This window comes from Mucilaginibacter angelicae, assembly GCF_042434235.1.
Taxonomy (GTDB): Bacteria; Bacteroidota; Bacteroidia; order Sphingobacteriales; family Sphingobacteriaceae; genus Mucilaginibacter; species Mucilaginibacter angelicae.
Map to the genome: position 1 here is coordinate 640021 of NZ_JBHLTS010000004.1, position 16577 is coordinate 656597.

General features: G+C 45.2%; 17 protein-coding genes. 7 read left to right on the plus strand and 10 right to left on the minus strand.

What is annotated here, in order from left to right; translation table 11 throughout:
* Positions 1-26: 26 nt before the first annotated feature.
* Positions 27-659 carry a hydrolase gene (locus tag ACFFGT_RS02570; RefSeq protein ID WP_377020934.1) on the minus strand — a complete coding sequence of 211 codons (633 nt, stop codon included), beginning with the start codon at positions 657-659 and terminating at the stop codon, positions 27-29.
* Between the two features lie 495 nt (positions 660-1154).
* On the opposite strand from ACFFGT_RS02570, the gene ACFFGT_RS02575 reads away from it, so the two are divergent.
* The gene (locus ACFFGT_RS02575; protein ID WP_377020935.1) at positions 1155-2936 is read left to right on the plus strand and encodes a sigma-54 interaction domain-containing protein; all 1782 of its coding nucleotides are present in this window, start codon (positions 1155-1157) and stop codon (positions 2934-2936) included.
* A 138-nt stretch (positions 2937-3074) separates the two neighbouring features.
* Positions 3075-3848, plus strand: coding sequence for an alpha/beta hydrolase (locus ACFFGT_RS02580; RefSeq protein ID WP_377020936.1), 774 nt, complete (start codon positions 3075-3077; stop codon positions 3846-3848).
* A gap of 267 nt (positions 3849-4115) precedes the next feature.
* On the opposite strand, the gene ACFFGT_RS02585 is transcribed toward ACFFGT_RS02580, so the two are convergent.
* Positions 4116-4415 (minus strand): hypothetical protein, encoded by a 300-nt coding sequence (locus ACFFGT_RS02585; protein WP_377020937.1) that lies wholly within the window; start codon positions 4413-4415, stop codon positions 4116-4118.
* Between the two features lie 31 nt (positions 4416-4446).
* Between ACFFGT_RS02585 and ACFFGT_RS02590 the strand changes: the two genes are divergently transcribed.
* The 4 genes from ACFFGT_RS02590 (at position 4447) to ACFFGT_RS02605 (ending at position 6622) form a co-directional block, all read left to right on the plus strand.
* Positions 4447-5052, plus strand: coding sequence for a TetR/AcrR family transcriptional regulator (locus ACFFGT_RS02590; protein WP_377020938.1), 606 nt, complete (start codon positions 4447-4449; stop codon positions 5050-5052).
* A gap of 67 nt (positions 5053-5119) precedes the next feature.
* The gene (locus tag ACFFGT_RS02595; RefSeq protein ID WP_377020939.1) at positions 5120-5515 is read left to right on the plus strand and encodes a VOC family protein; all 396 of its coding nucleotides are present in this window, start codon (positions 5120-5122) and stop codon (positions 5513-5515) included.
* A 403-nt stretch (positions 5516-5918) separates the two neighbouring features.
* Positions 5919-6158 carry a hypothetical protein gene (locus ACFFGT_RS02600; RefSeq protein WP_377020940.1) on the plus strand — a complete coding sequence of 80 codons (240 nt, stop codon included), beginning with the start codon at positions 5919-5921 and terminating at the stop codon, positions 6156-6158.
* Between the two features lie 71 nt (positions 6159-6229).
* Positions 6230-6622, plus strand: a complete 393-nt coding sequence (locus ACFFGT_RS02605) for a response regulator (protein ID WP_377020941.1) — start codon at positions 6230-6232, stop codon at positions 6620-6622.
* 229 nt (positions 6623-6851) lie between these two features.
* Here ACFFGT_RS02605 and mbfA read toward each other — a convergent pair whose 3' ends face one another.
* From mbfA to ACFFGT_RS02645, 8 genes are all read right to left on the minus strand, one after another.
* A complete protein-coding gene (gene mbfA, locus ACFFGT_RS02610; protein WP_377020942.1) occupies positions 6852-7805 on the minus strand; it encodes an iron exporter MbfA in 954 nt (317 codons plus the stop codon).
* Positions 7806-8162: 357 nt separating this feature from the next.
* Positions 8163-9029: a nuclear transport factor 2 family protein gene (locus ACFFGT_RS02615; protein ID WP_377020943.1), complete on the minus strand. Its 867-nt coding sequence runs from the start codon at positions 9027-9029 to the stop codon at positions 8163-8165.
* Between the two features lie 67 nt (positions 9030-9096).
* Positions 9097-9966 carry a helix-turn-helix domain-containing protein gene (locus tag ACFFGT_RS02620; protein ID WP_377020944.1) on the minus strand — a complete coding sequence of 290 codons (870 nt, stop codon included), beginning with the start codon at positions 9964-9966 and terminating at the stop codon, positions 9097-9099.
* Between the two features lie 299 nt (positions 9967-10265).
* Positions 10266-11762 carry an RICIN domain-containing protein gene (locus ACFFGT_RS02625; RefSeq protein ID WP_377020945.1) on the minus strand — a complete coding sequence of 499 codons (1497 nt, stop codon included), beginning with the start codon at positions 11760-11762 and terminating at the stop codon, positions 10266-10268.
* A 212-nt stretch (positions 11763-11974) separates the two neighbouring features.
* Positions 11975-13237: an NAD(P)/FAD-dependent oxidoreductase gene (locus tag ACFFGT_RS02630; RefSeq protein WP_377020946.1), complete on the minus strand. Its 1263-nt coding sequence runs from the start codon at positions 13235-13237 to the stop codon at positions 11975-11977.
* A gap of 22 nt (positions 13238-13259) precedes the next feature.
* A complete protein-coding gene (locus ACFFGT_RS02635) occupies positions 13260-13586 on the minus strand; it encodes a GNAT family N-acetyltransferase (RefSeq protein ID WP_377020947.1) in 327 nt (108 codons plus the stop codon).
* Positions 13587-13597: 11 nt separating this feature from the next.
* The gene (locus ACFFGT_RS02640; protein WP_377020948.1) at positions 13598-14218 is read right to left on the minus strand and encodes an alpha/beta hydrolase; all 621 of its coding nucleotides are present in this window, start codon (positions 14216-14218) and stop codon (positions 13598-13600) included.
* Between the two features lie 12 nt (positions 14219-14230).
* Positions 14231-14464, minus strand: coding sequence for a DUF2630 family protein (locus ACFFGT_RS02645; RefSeq protein ID WP_377020949.1), 234 nt, complete (start codon positions 14462-14464; stop codon positions 14231-14233).
* 346 nt (positions 14465-14810) lie between these two features.
* Between ACFFGT_RS02645 and ACFFGT_RS02650 the strand changes: the two genes are divergently transcribed.
* On the plus strand, positions 14811-16550 hold the full coding sequence (locus ACFFGT_RS02650; RefSeq protein WP_377020950.1) for a thiamine pyrophosphate-dependent enzyme: 1740 nt from the start codon (positions 14811-14813) through the stop codon (positions 16548-16550).
* Positions 16551-16577 lie beyond the last annotated feature (27 nt).

Sequence of the window (16577 nt, forward strand, 5' to 3'; positions counted from 1 at the left end):
ACAGTACAGCAAACCGGAGCATCAGCTTAGTGTGCCAACATACGGTGACCGTATTGAATACCGATGCCGTAGGCGCCACCGTATTTTTTCATCAGGCTCGTTACCGCAACATAAGTTTCCTGGCGGGCCCAGTCGCGCTGTAGTTCCAGCAGGTATTGAATAGAAGTTATAGGCTTAGCACCCATTTGTATCATTCGCTGAACGGCGCGTTCGTGAGCTTCTATACTAACATCACCACAGGCATCGGTAATAACATATACTTCATATCCTTCGCCTATGGCAGATAAGGCAGGGCCCACGATACAAACGCCTGTCCACAAACCGGCTAAAACAATTTTCTTTTTGCCGGCACCGGTGATCGCCTTATAAGCGGCTTCATCCTCCCAGGTATTCATCGAACTGCGGTCCAGATAGCCGGAAGTTGCCTGCGGATAGAACTCTTCTATTTCCGGAAATACCGGTCCGCTGAACGATTCTTCTTCAACAGTAGTAACAATGGTAGCAACATTAAAAATTTTGGAAGCACCCGCGATGATCGCCGCATTCGTACGCAACTCGCTCAAGGCGATGCTTTTCGTGGCAAAGGCCATTTGTCCTTCAAAATCGATCAGAACCAATACATGGTTGTCAGGAGTCAGTAAGTCTGGTGATGGTTTCATAACATAAATTTTTTGCCCCCATCACCCATGAACAATGCCACCGTATAAATATTTGATAATTAATTACTTAATAAACAATAATCAATTTGATCAATGATGACATTTCGTGAATTTACGATGAGCACCAAATGCCCCAATCGGAAAATCCGCAACCTGATCGTGGCTGCACAGCGCATTATTAATAGACCGGAAAACTTACAGATACTACAAACTGACGTGCTTTACCGGACGCTTAAATCCTCATAAACCAGGAATAACAACAATTATAACAAACTGATATAAACACAAATAGCAACAAAAGAATCATATTAAAAACGCTGATACCGCTTTTTAAACATGATGATAAAAAGCAATCCAAAGACGCAGCAGGTTATCACGCCAAAGGCTCTCAGGGATCACAAAACAGCAATAAATTATCCCAATTTGCTAAATCGCTATCTTTCTTTACTTTTAGTAATAGTTTAACATTGCCTTAATTTTAAATAAAGTGATCATATGAACGGTCTACCCCAATCTTCATTTCCGGAAACAAGCAGGCATACTTCCTTAAAGATATCACCACCGCTTTTACCGGACAACGCACTTGGCAGCGCTATCTCCTTAATCAGCCTTTTTAATATCGTGTTTAAAAAGCTTCATCCGCTTTTTTCTATTGACTGCGGTGTCGTATTGATCTATGACGAGCAGATAACCGTAATACAGGAGGCTTATATTTCTACCTATTTATCAGACAGGGAAGAGATACATACAGGTGTAATCAACCAGCCGTCCGAACTTACCAGGCTGCAAAAAATCATTGCCGGATTTTCTTTCCCTGTAATTAAATCAATGGCGGAGTGGGAAGAGGAAGAAAACGTCAACCATTGCCTGGTAAACAATGAAACCCATTATAAATATCACTGCTACATCCCGCTTGAAATAGAAAACAAAATACTGGGTACACTTGAACTCCATAATAACACCAGGGAATTCAGTACAGAATGCCTGATGTTTTGCAGCAACATTGCGGACTTTCTTGCGGACATTCTCTATTTACAGCACATACAGCCTTTAAAACCGGATAATCAGAAAGCCGCTCTTACTAATCATAGTCCGAAACTAACTGCTGAAAGTATTAACACGGAATCTGCTCCGCATACGGATCTCCTGCTGAAACTGAATGAACAGCTCGTCCAAATTAATGAGTCGGATACCCTGGATAATTTTTTCAGCAAGGCTGCAAGCCTGTTTCCTTTGGCTTATAAAAAAATAAAAAAACAACTTGAAGAAATCGATGCCTTTAAAACACAGCGGGAAGATGAAAGTTTACATACCCTCCCGGGGGATATGGCACCCGGTAATTATCCTGAAATTATAGGTGCCGGCCCGGGCATGAAAAAGGTTTTTGCACTGATGGACCAAGTATCCGGATCGGAATCCAGCGTTCTGATCATGGGTGAAACCGGCACCGGGAAGGAACTGATCGCACGGGCTATACACGAGAGATCGGAAAGGAAAGATAAAACCATGATCAAGGTAAACTGCGCCGCGATACCCGCAAACCTGATAGAAAGCGAGCTCTTCGGACATGAAAAAGGTGCATTTACCGGCGCAACCGACAGGCGGATAGGCAAATTTGAACTTGCGGATAACAGCACTTTATTCCTTGATGAAATAGGTGAACTGCCCTTAGATCTGCAGGTAAAATTGCTTAGGGTTTTACAGGAAAAGGAGATTGAGCGGGTTGGCGGCAAAACTACGATAAAAACCGATGTCAGAATTATTTCCGCTACAAACAGAGACCTCTTTGCCGAAGTTGAACGGGGTAATTTCAGAAGAGATCTGTACTATCGCCTCAATGTTTTCCCCATTAATCTCCCCCCGCTGAGAGAACGGACAGAAGACATTCCGCTCCTGGCCGCTTATTTTCTGGACAGGTATTGCAAACAAAAAACAGGCTTTACACAAAGGGCTGTAAAGCAAATGATCAATTATCGCTGGCCCGGTAATGTGAGGGAAATGGAACACCTGATTGAACGGCAGGTATTGCTCAGTACAAAGCCTGTCATCAGCGAAATTAACATCCCGGCTGCGGTCAAAACTATTCCTGATAAGGCAGGAACTCCCCAAAAAATAAAAACCATTGAAGAAAATGAGCGCGACCACATTTTCGCGGTACTTCAGCTCTGTAAAGGCCGGGTATCTGGTACGGAAGGCGCTGCCAGACTTCTGGGGGTACCCGCTACAACGCTGAACTCGAAAATAAAACGTCTCAGGCTGAATAAAAAGCATTTTTAATGCTGCCCGCAGCGGTTCTGTTCGTAAATCAACGTTATAACGTCAGACTTTAAATATCAATACCAATACAACTATTTGGTTTAAAGACATTTACACTAAGGCATGTTTATAGATTATCCGGCAGCAGATAATCAAAACATGAAAACAAATTCAACAATTAAAATGATAGCCGTTGCAGCAGCGGCCATTTTACTATCAGCGGTTAACCCCTCAAAAACCAGCGCGCAAGCCGCGGGTATTAAGAACATTGTCATTGTGCACGGTGCATTTGCAGACGCTTCCGGGTGGGAGGCTGTTTACAAAATACTGGTAAAAGACGGGTACAAAGTTACACTGGTGCAAAATCCTACCAGCTCCCTGGCTGACGATGTTGCCGCTACAAATTTTGCGCTCGAACGTCAGGACGGCCCGGTAGTTTTGGTTGGCCATTCCTGGGGCGGCACGGTAATAACACAGGCAGGAAACACTGATAATGTTAAAAGCCTGGTATACGTAGCCGCATTTATACCCGACGAAGGCGAATCAACGCTCGATCTTGTTCAAACCGTTAAGGAACAACCCAAAGGTATACTTCCGCCAGACGCCAAAGGCAACGTTTATTTGGGTAAAGCAACATTTCAGGAAACCTTCGCCAGCGGCCAGACGAAAGAAAAATCAGACTTTATGTATGATTCACAGATACCGCTTACGGTTAAAGCGTTTACAGACAAAGTAACTGCCGCGGCCTGGAAAAACAAACCTGTTTACGCTGTAAAACCATCCAATGACGAAACGATCAATATGGGGCTTGAGGATACGATGTACAAACGAGCCAAAGCGCAGGTAACCAATGTAACGGGCGGGCATACCCTGTTTATGACCCAGCCAAAAGCAATTGCTGCCGTTATTGAAGCGGCGGCAAACGCCAAATAAGATCATTATATGAATAATGATAACCGGGGTTTTGCGATATCTCACAAAACCCTGGTTATTTCAGTTAAAGTATGGTTAATAGACGAAATGAGTTAAAATTTCCTTTTTGAGAAAGCTTGCGTTAACCTCCAACCTGAAATATTAAAATAAGACACTGATAAAAAGACGAGCAAAATAACAGGCGGTCATTATTGAACTGCCTGACCAAACGGATTGATCGGTTCCTTTCCGTATAGGTAAATAGCCTAAATTACAGGGAGAAATCAATCAGGTAAGATTAGCCTTTGGTTTGGGGATGTGCTTACGCAATATACGGTATAACAAATCCAGGTCGAAAGGCTTCTCGATATAACCATCAAAGCCATACTTATGGTATTCCTGGCGGATATTGTTATTGTAGCTGGGGCAATTACCGGCAGGTTGGGGTACTTTTCTTTGATTCGCCGGCAGAATGCCATCGGATGGCTTCCGCGTAACGGGTAATTTAACATGACCAGATGTGGACGGAACTGATCGATCAAATGGCACTTCTCTTCCCGGCTCGCTGAAATAAAAAAGAAATACCACTTAAATAAGTGATTAATCACTTATAATTGTATTGAAATTATATAAAATGCGAAACAGGGATACAGAAAAAGAAAATCTCGTTAAACAAAAAGCGATCGAATTTTTGGTTACCGAAGGGTTTGAAGGGTTTACAGTTAGCAAACTGGCGAAGATCTGCGGAATATCAATCGCTACGCTTTACATCTACTATAAAGACAAAGACGATCTGATCGTACAGATTGCCAGGGAAGAAATAACCAAAATGAGAATAGCAATCCTCCAAGGTTTCGATCCCATGGCTGGTTTTGAAGAGGGGCTTCGTATACAGTGGAAGAACAGATACGAATATCTCATGAAAAACCCCGTGGTAAGTTTGCTTCTGGAACAACTCCGCACCTCCTCTTACCAGGATCAGATTTACACCGGCTTCCGGGACGATTATCATGATTCGATCAACCGGTTTATGGAAAACGTCGTAGCACGCGGGGAGATTTCGGCTATGCCGCTGGAACTATACTGGTCTGTGGCCTTTTCTCCGCTGGTCACGCTCATTCGCGCTCATCATGAAGGCCAACGGCCCGGGGGAAAGCCTTTTAAGTTTACTGAGGCTATTCTCTGGCAATGCTTTGATTTCGTGGTCAAAGGACTAAAAATATAAAGGAGCTATAGCGGCTGTTTACTAATCAGATAATGAAACAATTATTTACAATATAAAACTAAATTTTATGAAACTTAACCACATTGGATTTGCCGTTACTGATGTTATGGCGACAGTAGAACTGTTTGAGAACTATTTCGGCCTGGCACGTGTTCCGGAGGCGCCCCTGAACGCAAAAATGGGCTTTGTGATTGATGACGACGGTTCACTGATCACGCTTTTCAAGACCAATGACGCTGTTTACCCCAAAATATTTCACATTGGTTTTATGCAGGGCAATATCGATCAGGTCTACCAGATTCACGAAAAGCTAAAAGCCGGTGGTTTTGATCCGGAAGATATACGTGAAGAGCATGGGCGGATGACATTTTATTTTAAAGGCCCCGGGAATTTTGTAGTTGAAGTTAATTCCCTGATTCAGGACGCGCGCCCGGAATTAACAAGAGCCGCCAGCGCAAATTAGCTTATCCCGAACTAAAGTATCCCGCTCAGCTATAACTTTATCCGTAGTCCTTTTGGTTACGGGTAATTTTGTTTGATGCTGTATTTGCTGGATGACAAATGGATACCCCTGGTCGCAATTGATCATCCGCAATAAAACACATTGTTTGCCAATGCTTTCATATGTACCTTTTTTTACTTTCCCTCATCTGGTAATTGATCACAAACCGTGAAAATAATCTGACTGCCCCCCCCCTTTGCAACGAAATGGATTGTTATCCTCTATCAGCACCTCTGTCGTGTAAGTACTGCCGCCGGTCAATGCATATTTGGCCATAAGTCCCGTTATATCCTGGCCTGATCCCTCTTTTTTAACTTAACTATTTATTAAAAGACTTGGTTGCTTAAATTTGCATATGCTGACAATGGAACAATATAACGCGCTGAGTGAGACTGACAAGGCCGATGCGATCATGCAGGGGAATTTTCTGGCGGACAGGGAGGAAAATGGCCTTGTGGTGCAATTGTACAGCCTCGGCAAAATTTATGGTGAGATCTATTATGATCCGCATGCAAACAAGGTCCTCCGTTGCGTGGCGTTCAGAGAAATTCAGCGGCTGGCACCTTACCTGGCCCATATTCGTTTTAACCCGCGCAATGCATAAGATGGCTTGAAAGCTATACTATTAGGTTACGATCAAACGTTAAAAATACAGACTTCTGATATCTTAAGCTTATGGAAACGATTCTCTTACAGGAAAGCGACGCCGCTGTTTTTGATATTGTGAGCACCGCATTGGAAATGGAAGGCTACCGCGTTTTTAGCCTCAGCAACCAGCATGAAAATGCGCTGGAAATGGTCAGGCGACACCAGCCCGGTCTCGTGTTACTGGATTATTGGCTGCGCAATCATTCCGGTAAGCTCTGCCACTGGATCAAATCGCATTTTCCGGGGGTACATATTGTCGTTTTTAGTTCTGATCCCGGCATCAGGCAACAATATCATACTTTGGGCTTTGACGGCTACCTGAACAAACCGTTTGATCTGGAAGAACTATATGCTATAGTGAAAAAGTATGCCAGGGCTCCCCGCGCCCGGGGAAGGAAACAGATGCCCGTTAACGGTTAAACAGCCTGACAGTTGTCAAAAGCTGCTCAGGCTGAAAAACGGATAAAATTCATGCCAGGCTGCCACTTGCTCCTTTCATCCGCAACAGGCAATCCGGCATGCCGGGTCACCTGTATTTCAAACTTTAAGCCTTAACCGAACAGACCTCTCTCTTTCTCTTTCCCCCGAATTGTAACCCTTAGTCATGTTAAAAAAGCAGTAATCGGACTTTTGAACCTGCGTTGATAAATTATCCGGCGCCGATCAGCCAACCGACAAGAAATACAAGTACACCGCCAACAACCACCTGGAAAATCGCTGACAGTAACGGAGTATCCATGTAGCGTTTCCTGATCCACGAAATTACAGCCAGTTCAACAGCTACGACGAGGCAGGCTATAACCAGGGCGCTGTGAAAATCGCTGATCAGAAACGGTATAGTGTGTCCCAGCCCCCCCAGTGTGGTCATGAGTCCGCAAACAACCCCGCGCAGCCATGGAGAACCCCTGCCGCTCAGTTTACCGTCATCAGAGAGCGCTTCAGCGAACCCCATGCTGATACCCGCGCCAACCGAAGCGGCCAGTCCTACCTTGAATGTTGCCATCGTATTAGCGGTCGCGAACGCCGCGGCAAACAGCGGGGCAAGTGTTGATACCGAGCCATCCATCAGCCCGGCCAGCCCGGGCTGAACAAAACGTAAAACGAACATTCTACGGCCTGCTTCCAGTTCAAGTTCGACGGCGCCGGACTCGGTTTGCGCTTCATTTATAGAAATAGCCTTCTCTTCGTGCCGGGACTCTTCCTGCGCCAGGTCGCCGAGCAACTGCCTGATTGCGGCATCGCTGGCTTGTTTCGCGGCAGTTTCGTAAAAATGCTGTGCTTCGATCTCCATGAGTGCTGCCTCTTCACGTGCGTGCTCCGGTCGCAGCGATCTCCGGTACCACGACGGCCGCCTGTTGTAGAAACCCTTTACATCCTGCCTTCGGATAAGCGGTATATGATTTCCGAATTTTGTGCGGTATAATTCGATAAGCCGGTGACGATGTCCATCTTCTTCAGATGCCATCTTTTCAAACAATTCTGCTGAAGCGGGAAATTCTTCCCGGAGCGATTCGGCAAAATCGCGGTAAATATGTGCATCCTCTTCTTCCGCTGTTACAGCAAGTGCCAGGATCTGTGATTCGGTTAGTTCTTTGAAATGCATAGGCCGGATTTTAAAACAGACCTAAATATACCCGTTATTTGGATTCGGGAAAGCTCATTGATAGGTTATGCCAGTTAATGATATGTCAAATCAGAAATTGTTCCATGAACAGCGCAGTGCCCGATACCCTTCCTGAAACCGCATATCTCTGCCGATATCCTTCATTTCATACCCCGCCATGGGAGGAACTTTGAGGTGAAGCCTTACCATTTCTCGCCTGCTTCACGCCATGTCTGAAGAAGTACGTTCCAGGTACAGAGCTAAAAAAATCATGAAAAGTCAAATCTGCTTTGACGTTTTTAAATACGGGGCGACTCAACCTGCGCCCCGTTTATTAAAAAGTGAATTGCCCGCTGTTTAGAAATTAAATTTCCCATTGCTGTTTTTCGATTCATTTTGCGGTAAAATGGTTTCGATCACATCCCAATGTTCAGCAATTTTGCCATTTTCCACCCGGAATAAATCGTAAAAGGCGCTATGTTTACCGGCAAGGTCTCCTTCGCTCACAACAAGAACAAAGTTTCCTTCCCCAAGTACCTTATGGATCGTATTGTATTTCATCGTGATACCCTGCCTTGCCATATCGGCCAGGGCCTTACCCAGTCCGGATAATTTATCGGGGATCTGCGGATTGTGCTGTATGTAGTTATCCCCGTCGAAGTACCCTGCCAATCTATCCATCCTTCCGTTAACGAGAATGTCTTCTACAAAGCTTTTTACCAGGGCTTTGTTAGCTTCCTTTTTACCGGGATCTGTGACTGTTGCCGGACCATCGGTCATCGTATGACCGCTTGGGTTCGGTTGTGCCGGTTTTTCCTGGAGATTATCCCAGTGTTCTACTATTTTGCCCTCTTCAAACCGAAAAATATCAAACCCGATCTTCGGGCCGAAGAAATTGTAATCCGTTTGAGTAAAAACATAGTCCCCGTCCTGGAATACGCGAACAGTATTTACTTTTGCCGACCCCTTGGGCAGTGCCTGCAATAATGCACCGAATCCTGCCAAACCATCGGCAACGGCCTGATTGTGCTGTTTGTACTTGTCGGGGTTAATTACTGCGACAGGGCCTGCGGCACCTGTTTCGATTGATTTTAATAAATCGGTTGTTTCCTGTTTTTGATTCATGATTCCTACTTTTTTGGTTGTTGCTGTTTGCTGCGCTGTGCAATAGTTGCATGCCAGCAATGCTGATATGATCAGCAGGTTGTTTTTTAATCGCGTCATGTTCCTGAATTTTGGATGAAGCAAAGTTCAGGCAGGAACAGGGGTCAAAAAAGGTAGAAATCCGCCTTTAGACGATACATTTTTCACGAAACCCGGCCGGGGTCTGCCGGCTGTGTTTGCGAAAATATTTGATAAAATTGGTAGGTTCTTCAAAACCCAGCTGATACCCTATTGATTTTACGGTATCCCGGGTGTGTGCCAGCAGCCGCCTGGCTTCCAGCATGACGCGGTCGTCGATCATCTGTTTTGCTGTTTTGCCCAATACCCTGAAAGTCGACTGGCTCAGGCGTTTATCGGTCAGGTTCAGTTTACCGGCGTAAAAATTCACCTGTTTATTTACATGAAATCCGGATTCGAGCAAGTGCCTGAATGAAAGCAGGTATTCGAGGTCCGGTCCTTTTTTTATTTCCTTAAAATCATGCATTCGCCTTTCTCTTTCGGCGCTTAACAAAAAAGCCAGCAGGTAAGTCTTCAATATTTTACTTTGATAAGTATCCTCGGGTTTACCAGTCTCCTCTTCTATCAACCCGATCAGACTATTGAAAACATTAATATTATCATTCAATCTGAAAGCCGGGACCGAAAACAGGTCGTTAAATAAGATGGTTTCTTTCAGGAATTGTGCATCAGCTTCAGACTGGCAAAAAAAAGTTTCGGTAAATAAAATCACCGTTCCCTCCATCGATGCGGAAGCGTCAAAACTTTGAACAATATCCTTACTAAGGAAAAGCAGTGTATTATCTTCAATGTAAATCGGATAAAAATCAACTGAATGATTGAAGCCGCCTTTTTTAAACCAAATAATATGATAGAACGATGTACGATGCGGGGTGGTCATCAGCTCCCTGCTTTTTGTGTATAGCTCCGCCAACGGGATACATTCAAATCCGATGGGCAGGTTATCCTTGAATTTATAATTGAAAATATCGTTTTTCATTGGACTATATACACCGGTGATCTGAAAAGCAAAAAAACGTTTGGCTTAGGCGACGACATGACAACGAAATGCTCCTTATTATCAACCTTCGGCTTTCTGTTAACAGGTTATGATACTCATCCATGTCTGTGGCCGCTATTTTAGCAGAAAGTCAGCCTTGCTTCTAAGAAGGCACATTCGGTTCAGGTATTGATTACAGTTTATTCCCCCAAATATAATCAGGGAAATTACACATAAAAATTTATTTTCAGGACTTAAAAAAGGGCCCCTGCAATGGCAGGGGGCCCTCAATTATTTTATCATGGTGCTTCAAAACTCCATTGCTGATGTATCCCGCCATTATTGTCCCATACGTCGATTGATGCGCCGGGCGCATCGGACTGCCCGCCAACTTCCACTACTTTACCGCTGAGCAAACTGGTGATCGTATAATACCCCTCTGCATTTTTGCTGATTATAAATTTCTGATCATTGGAACCGCTGTAATCCCCGATCTGTAATGCGGCCCCCGCTGCGGGTGATTTGTTTTCAATTTGCAGCGCTCTGCCGCTTTGAACGCCAATAATCTTGTAAACACCGGCACCAATATGCGTCATAGTCCATCTCTGGTTGTCACCGCCGCCATATGTCCATTGTGTAATTGGTGTTCCGCTTTCGGTAAGAGCACCTTTAACATCCATTGCTAACTTACTGTTCCGGTTAATGATTTTATAAGTACCATCAGGCAGCGGTACCGGTGGCGGTGTACCATTCAGATATGGCTCTAATATCGGTTTCAGCAAGGCGGCGGCCTTGATATGCCCGGCTGCATTTGGATGTATACCGTCAGAATAATCACCCGATTTTAGCCATCCGTCAGTATCAATATAGTGTACTTTGAGGTCGCCTGCAGCCATTCGTGTCACAACAGCGGCTAACGTACCAGAGGACTTTACTCCAAGGAATGTCCGCAGCGCAAATATTTCGGCATCGGGAAACTTCGCTCTTACCGTTGTAAGCAAATTAACATAGGCCTTTTGAAACTCCTCATCCGGCACACCGTTATTATCATTAGTCCCGAGATTGATGACTACGAGTTTCGGCGTATATCCCTGGAAGTTCCAGTCGCCTGTCTGACTTTTGGTCTGATCGGATTGCATTTTAAGATATTGCACATCCATCCCCACGTCCGGGAACCCGCTGGTCAGCTTAATACCGGGAAAGGCAATTTGCGTATGCTCGGCACCTAAGGCTTCCGATGCTACCCAGGCATAATCTGATACATTGGCCTGGTCGCAGGTATACCCTGCTGTTATAGAGTCACCGATGTATTCTATCAGGGACGACATAACCGCCGGTGTCTTGGTGACCGCGTTGTTGTCCAATACGAGCCCGTCAAACTTAAACTGGTAGTCATAATCCTTTCCCTGAGCCACGCTCAGCGAGTGTGTTCCGTTTGTTAACGGCGTTGGCGTCAGGTTGATGATACCACTGCTTTGCTTGTAACTGATCCATGGCCCGTTATCGATCTTCGCATAAAAATCTGAGGTATTGCCCACTTTGACTTTTACGGTCGTGCCGGTGAAATCTACCTTTATGTACGCGCCGCCCCAATAACTGACGTACTGATCTTTGTTGCTGAAATCCCAGCGGCCAAAATACCTGATGTTGGTATCCTTTAGGCTGCCATATACCTGTTCGGTTTTTGGAGGATCCGTATCCGTATGATTATCAACAGGCTTCGGCGCCTCTTTTTTTGAACAACCGGCGGCTGTCAATAATAAAAAAAGCAGTAAAAAATTAAGTAAGTGTTTCATCTTCATTTAATATACAATTAGGTTAAACTGGTTTATTGGTGTTTGTATCCTGGGGAACAAATAACCGCAGGGCGATTAACCGATTAATAACAGATACCTAATGACGAATATTAATTTCAAAAAAATAAAAAACCACCGTGTATAAACACGGTGCTCAGCGCTGCCTGTAGGGGATATAAGATCAGCTTGCTCCAGTTTTTTCCGGGTATAGCTTAATATTTCTCATGCAGATAACGGTGTACAAAGGTTACGGCCATAGCACCTTCCCCAACCGCGGAAGCGACCCTTTTTACCGAATTATGCCTGACGTCACCGGCCGCGAAACAGCCGGGTACACTTGTTTCTAAAAACGCGGGCGTAAAACTCATATCCCATTGTTTATCGAATGACGGCTTATAAAGGTCGCCGCCGGTCACCAGATAACCGGCCTCGTCCCGGACAATTGCGGTATTCTGCGCCCAGTTGGTATTGGGCTTACCGCCGATACAAACAAAAACAAAGCTGGTATCATAATGGACCTCAGTTCCCTCGATCAGCCTGGTAATCGTGATCTGCTCTAAAAAATCGTCCCCGTTTAATGCCGTAATGCGTGAATTAAACAGCACTTCTATATTTTTTTTCTTTTTAATACGGACTAATAAGTAATAGGATAAAGACGCGGCCAGATCATCTCCCCTGATGATCATGGTTACCTTTTCAGCATGTTTGCTGAAGTTTAAAGCCGCCTGGCCGGCAGAATTACCGCCCCCGATCACAAACACATGCTTATCGGCACATAATACGGCTTCGCTTGCTCCGGCACCGTAATATACGCCCCTGTTCAGGTATTTATCCTCTTCGGGTATATCAAGCCTGGAATATTCCACTCCTGTACTGCATATATTTGACCGGGCAATAATTTTGTTGCCATCGGTAAAGTCCACATGCAGCTTCTCGTCAATAAACTGCGCTTTAATACTCTTCCGGATCAGCAGGATATCCACCCCGAATTTTACAGCCTGCTGCCTCGCCCGCTCGGCAAGGTCACTGCCGGAAATGCCGCCGGGAAAGCCGAGGTAGTTTTCAATAAGGGAACTTGTGCCAGCCTGCCCACCGATGGCCTCACGCTCAACCAACACGGTACTTAACCCTTCCGAAGCCGCATAGACTGCTGCACTTAAACCTGCAGGCCCTCCTCCGAAAATAGATACATCATACTCTTTATGCTTCGGTTTGGTAATCCACCCCAGGTTGCAGGCAATATCTTCTACCGAGGGGTTGAATAAAAACCTCCCGCAGGGCAGTTCAACAGCCGGCAGACTCCCCTCCGCGGGCAGCTCCGGAAATAAAACGCGGAAAGCCGCCATACCTGCTACCGGTACCCACTCAAATGTCACCACGCTTCTTTTAAGAAAATCTCTGATGACATATGCTTCCCGCGACCCGGGGTTGCCGTAAACGTTTATTTTCCTTAACGTCGTTTTATTCGTTTCCATAATTTCTTCATTTATATTGCCGTCATCCCTTCCCGGCATTCCCGAAAGAAGGATGATAGTTTGTATCTACCAGGTCATGATACTCCTGATGTTCCCTGACATATCCGGATACAAAAGGACAGTATAACATAATCTTACGATGCTGATCCCTGGCAAAATTAAGTGCTGCAACTGCCATGGCTGAAGCAACTCCCCTGCCCCTGAATGCCTCGGGTACAGTGGTGTGCATAAACGCAATATCCTTTTTGTAATACCTGTATTCTATAAAAGCATATTCACCGTTCAGGTAGACTTCAAACCGCAATTTGCCGGTGTTATTTACAACATTGATATTTTCATTGCCCGCCATGCTTTTCAGTCTTATTTCAAAATTATTGAGACTTCGTCTATTTCGTCCCTGTTCACCGTGTGCCCCATGCCGGGATATATTTTTTCGATTACCCTGGCACCTAAACGTCTGCATACGGCCGAAGATTCCTTAACCCTTTGCAGCGGAATATGACCGTCGACGTCGCTGCAGCCCAGGAAAACAGGTGTGTCCTTAAAATCCCCCCTGTACAGCTCATTATCGATATGATCGCCGATCAGCCCGCCACTCAACACAAAAATTCCGCCAAATTCTGACGCGTTGCGGGCCGCGAATTCAAGCGCTAAACAGGCGCCCTGAGAAAACCCGAGAATAAAAATGTCCCGGCGCTGATACCCCGTATCTGTAAGATCGTTCACCAGCTCCTGCAATAAATTCAAAGCCACTGACAGCATCGGTTCATTGTCTTCCTGCGGAACCAGGAAACTGTGAGGATACCAGCTGCCGCCGATCGCGTTTGGTGCTGCGATGTAGTAATCATAAATGGGTAGCACACCTTCAAAACTATTGACGATATCTGCTGCTTCCGATCCCCTGCCATGTATCATGATGATAGCTTTCGTGGTTTTCGGGAACATTTCACCGAAATAGAGCGTATTTTCGTAAAGGTCCATCGTGTTTAATGCTTATCTTTTATAGTTCTCAATCGTATCAATGTCCCGGGCTTCTGCCTTATCCGGATTTCTGCCTGCATCACGCAGCGCCCTTCTTTGCCTCAGCAAGTCCCAGCACTGGTCAAGTTCAAGTTTGATCCGGTGCAGCTTGTCTGTCTCTTCATCTGAAAGGTTTTCCTTTCCCCAAAGCTTTTCCTCGTTTTCTGTTAAGTTTTTAATGTGATTCAGGATATGATTGTCTTCCATAATATTTTTCCGGAAGAAAAAGCAAAATCAGAACCAACACACAAACAACTAATTACCAGTAAGATATATCTAAAATGAAGAAATTAAGATGACGATATATCATCATTTTACGAGCGTCCCCAAAACAAATCCGGCCCCTTTGCGAATTTTCAGGAGATAGTTTTTAACGATAATATCCAAAAACAGAAAAGGGGAAATTTCCCTGCGCTCATCACAAAATAACGAAATATCGTTATCGAAATACTCGCGATAAAATCACAACTATTTAATTTTCAATAATTTATGACATAGCTTAGATTTTGCTGTCGGTTAAATAACTTAAACAGATAACTTAAAATATAATCATATGTCAAAAAAGGTAGCGGAACAATTAGTTGAAATGCTGGTAAATGCCGGAATTAAACGCATTTACGCAGTTACAGGCGATAGTTTAAATGAACTGAACGATGCTGTAAGAAGAAACGACCATATCCAATGGGTGCATGTCAGGCATGAAGAAGCGGGCGCTTATGCGGCGGCGGCGGAAGCTGAACTTAACGGTTTGGCCTGCTGTGCGGGAAGCAGCGGTCCCGGGCATATTCATTTAATAAACGGATTGTATGACGCGCACCGGGCGAACGTGCCGGTATTGGCTATTGCTTCTACCTGCGCGACTGTGGAATTCGGAAGTGGCTATTTCCAGGAAACAAATGTGATCAAGCTTTTTGACGACTGCAGCCATTACAACCAGGTAGCAGCAACCCCGGCACAGCTCCCCAGGATGACACAAGCTGCTATTCAGCACGCTGTTCAGCGTAAGGGCGTGGCTATTTTAGGCCTGCCCGGTGATGTAAGCGCGATGGATGCGGTTGAAAATATTTCTTCCGGTAAAAATTACTTTTCGAAAGCCATTATCCACCCGGCAGATGAAGACATCACGGAAATGGCCAGTCTTATTAACCGGTATCAGAAGATAAGTATCTATTGCGGCATAGGCGCTGCAGACGCGCATGATGAAGTGGTACAACTGGCCGAAATGCTGAAAGCGCCCGTAGGGTATTCTTTCCGGGGTAAAATGGGTATACAATACGATAACCCCTACGAAGTGGGAATGACCGGATTGCTGGGCCTGCCTTCAGCTTACCATAGCATGCATGAGAGCGACCTGATCATACTACTCGGAACAGATTTCCCTTATGTACCTTTTATGCCGACAGACAAAAAGATCATCCAGATCGACCTTCAGCCGGAGCGGCTGGGTCGCAGGGCCAAACTGGACATAGGCCTGCATGGTGATATTAAAGCGACTTTAACCGTACTATTTCCTTTATTGAACCGGAAGGAGGATGAAAGCTTTCTGAAAGCGCAGCTGCACATATACAGCAAGGTTAAGGAACATCTTCATACTTATGTTTCGGATAAAGGCACCAAAAATGCCATTCATCCGGAAGCAGTCGCAGCCTGCCTGGATAAATTAGCAACAGAAGACGCCATTTTTACGGTAGATACCGGAATGTGCTGCGTTTGGGGTGCCCGTTACATACAGGCTACCGGTAAACGTCACATGCTGGGTTCGTTCACCCACGGATCAATGGCCAATGCGATGCCCCATGCGATCGGCGCGGCATTCGCCTGCCCCGACCGCCAGGTGGTGGCCATGTGCGGCGACGGCGGTATTTCCATGCTGCTGGGGGATCTGGCCACCATCAAACAATACAAACTGCCTGTTAAGATCATCGTTTTCAATAACCGTTCATTAGGTATGGTAAAACTGGAAATGGAGGTCATCGGCTTACCTGATTCTGAAACCGATATGGAAAATCCGGATTTCGCGCTGATCGCACAGGCTATGGGCATCAAAGGCATCACCATTGATCATCCTGACAATCTTGAAAGCGGCTTACAACAGGCATTTGATTACAATGGCCCCGTTCTGGTAAATGTCTTTACCGATCCCAATGCGCTGGCCATGCCGCCCAAAGTTGAATTAAAAATGATCAAAGGGATGGCTTTATCCATGACGAGGCTGATGCTGGGCGGAAAATTCCAGGAAGTACTGGATACCGTAAAATCCGGCTACAAGCACATGGGCGAATTGCTGGACTAAATTCTTTGACCAATAAAAAAACATAGC

What these genes read in the sequence shown, in the direction of transcription:
- ACFFGT_RS02570 (WP_377020934.1), bottom strand. Translation starts at nt 659, where the DNA reads ATGAAACCATCACCAGACTTACTGACTCCTGACAACCATGTATTGGTT.
- ACFFGT_RS02575 (WP_377020935.1), top strand. Translation starts at nt 1,155, where the DNA reads ATGAACGGTCTACCCCAATCTTCATTTCCGGAAACAAGCAGGCATACT.
- ACFFGT_RS02580 (WP_377020936.1), top strand. Translation starts at nt 3,075, where the DNA reads ATGAAAACAAATTCAACAATTAAAATGATAGCCGTTGCAGCAGCGGCC.
- ACFFGT_RS02595 (WP_377020939.1), top strand. Translation starts at nt 5,120, where the DNA reads ATGAAACTTAACCACATTGGATTTGCCGTTACTGATGTTATGGCGACA.
- ACFFGT_RS02600 (WP_377020940.1), top strand. Translation starts at nt 5,919, where the DNA reads ATGGAACAATATAACGCGCTGAGTGAGACTGACAAGGCCGATGCGATC.
- ACFFGT_RS02605 (WP_377020941.1), top strand. Translation starts at nt 6,230, where the DNA reads ATGGAAACGATTCTCTTACAGGAAAGCGACGCCGCTGTTTTTGATATT.
- mbfA (WP_377020942.1), bottom strand. Translation starts at nt 7,805, where the DNA reads ATGCATTTCAAAGAACTAACCGAATCACAGATCCTGGCACTTGCTGTA.
- ACFFGT_RS02615 (WP_377020943.1), bottom strand. Translation starts at nt 9,029, where the DNA reads ATGACGCGATTAAAAAACAACCTGCTGATCATATCAGCATTGCTGGCA.
- ACFFGT_RS02620 (WP_377020944.1), bottom strand. Translation starts at nt 9,966, where the DNA reads ATGAAAAACGATATTTTCAATTATAAATTCAAGGATAACCTGCCCATC.
- ACFFGT_RS02625 (WP_377020945.1), bottom strand. Translation starts at nt 11,762, where the DNA reads ATGAAACACTTACTTAATTTTTTACTGCTTTTTTTATTATTGACAGCC.
- ACFFGT_RS02630 (WP_377020946.1), bottom strand. Translation starts at nt 13,237, where the DNA reads ATGGAAACGAATAAAACGACGTTAAGGAAAATAAACGTTTACGGCAAC.
- ACFFGT_RS02635 (WP_377020947.1), bottom strand. Translation starts at nt 13,586, where the DNA reads ATGGCGGGCAATGAAAATATCAATGTTGTAAATAACACCGGCAAATTG.
- ACFFGT_RS02640 (WP_377020948.1), bottom strand. Translation starts at nt 14,218, where the DNA reads ATGGACCTTTACGAAAATACGCTCTATTTCGGTGAAATGTTCCCGAAA.
- ACFFGT_RS02645 (WP_377020949.1), bottom strand. Translation starts at nt 14,464, where the DNA reads ATGGAAGACAATCATATCCTGAATCACATTAAAAACTTAACAGAAAAC.
- ACFFGT_RS02650 (WP_377020950.1), top strand. Translation starts at nt 14,811, where the DNA reads ATGTCAAAAAAGGTAGCGGAACAATTAGTTGAAATGCTGGTAAATGCC.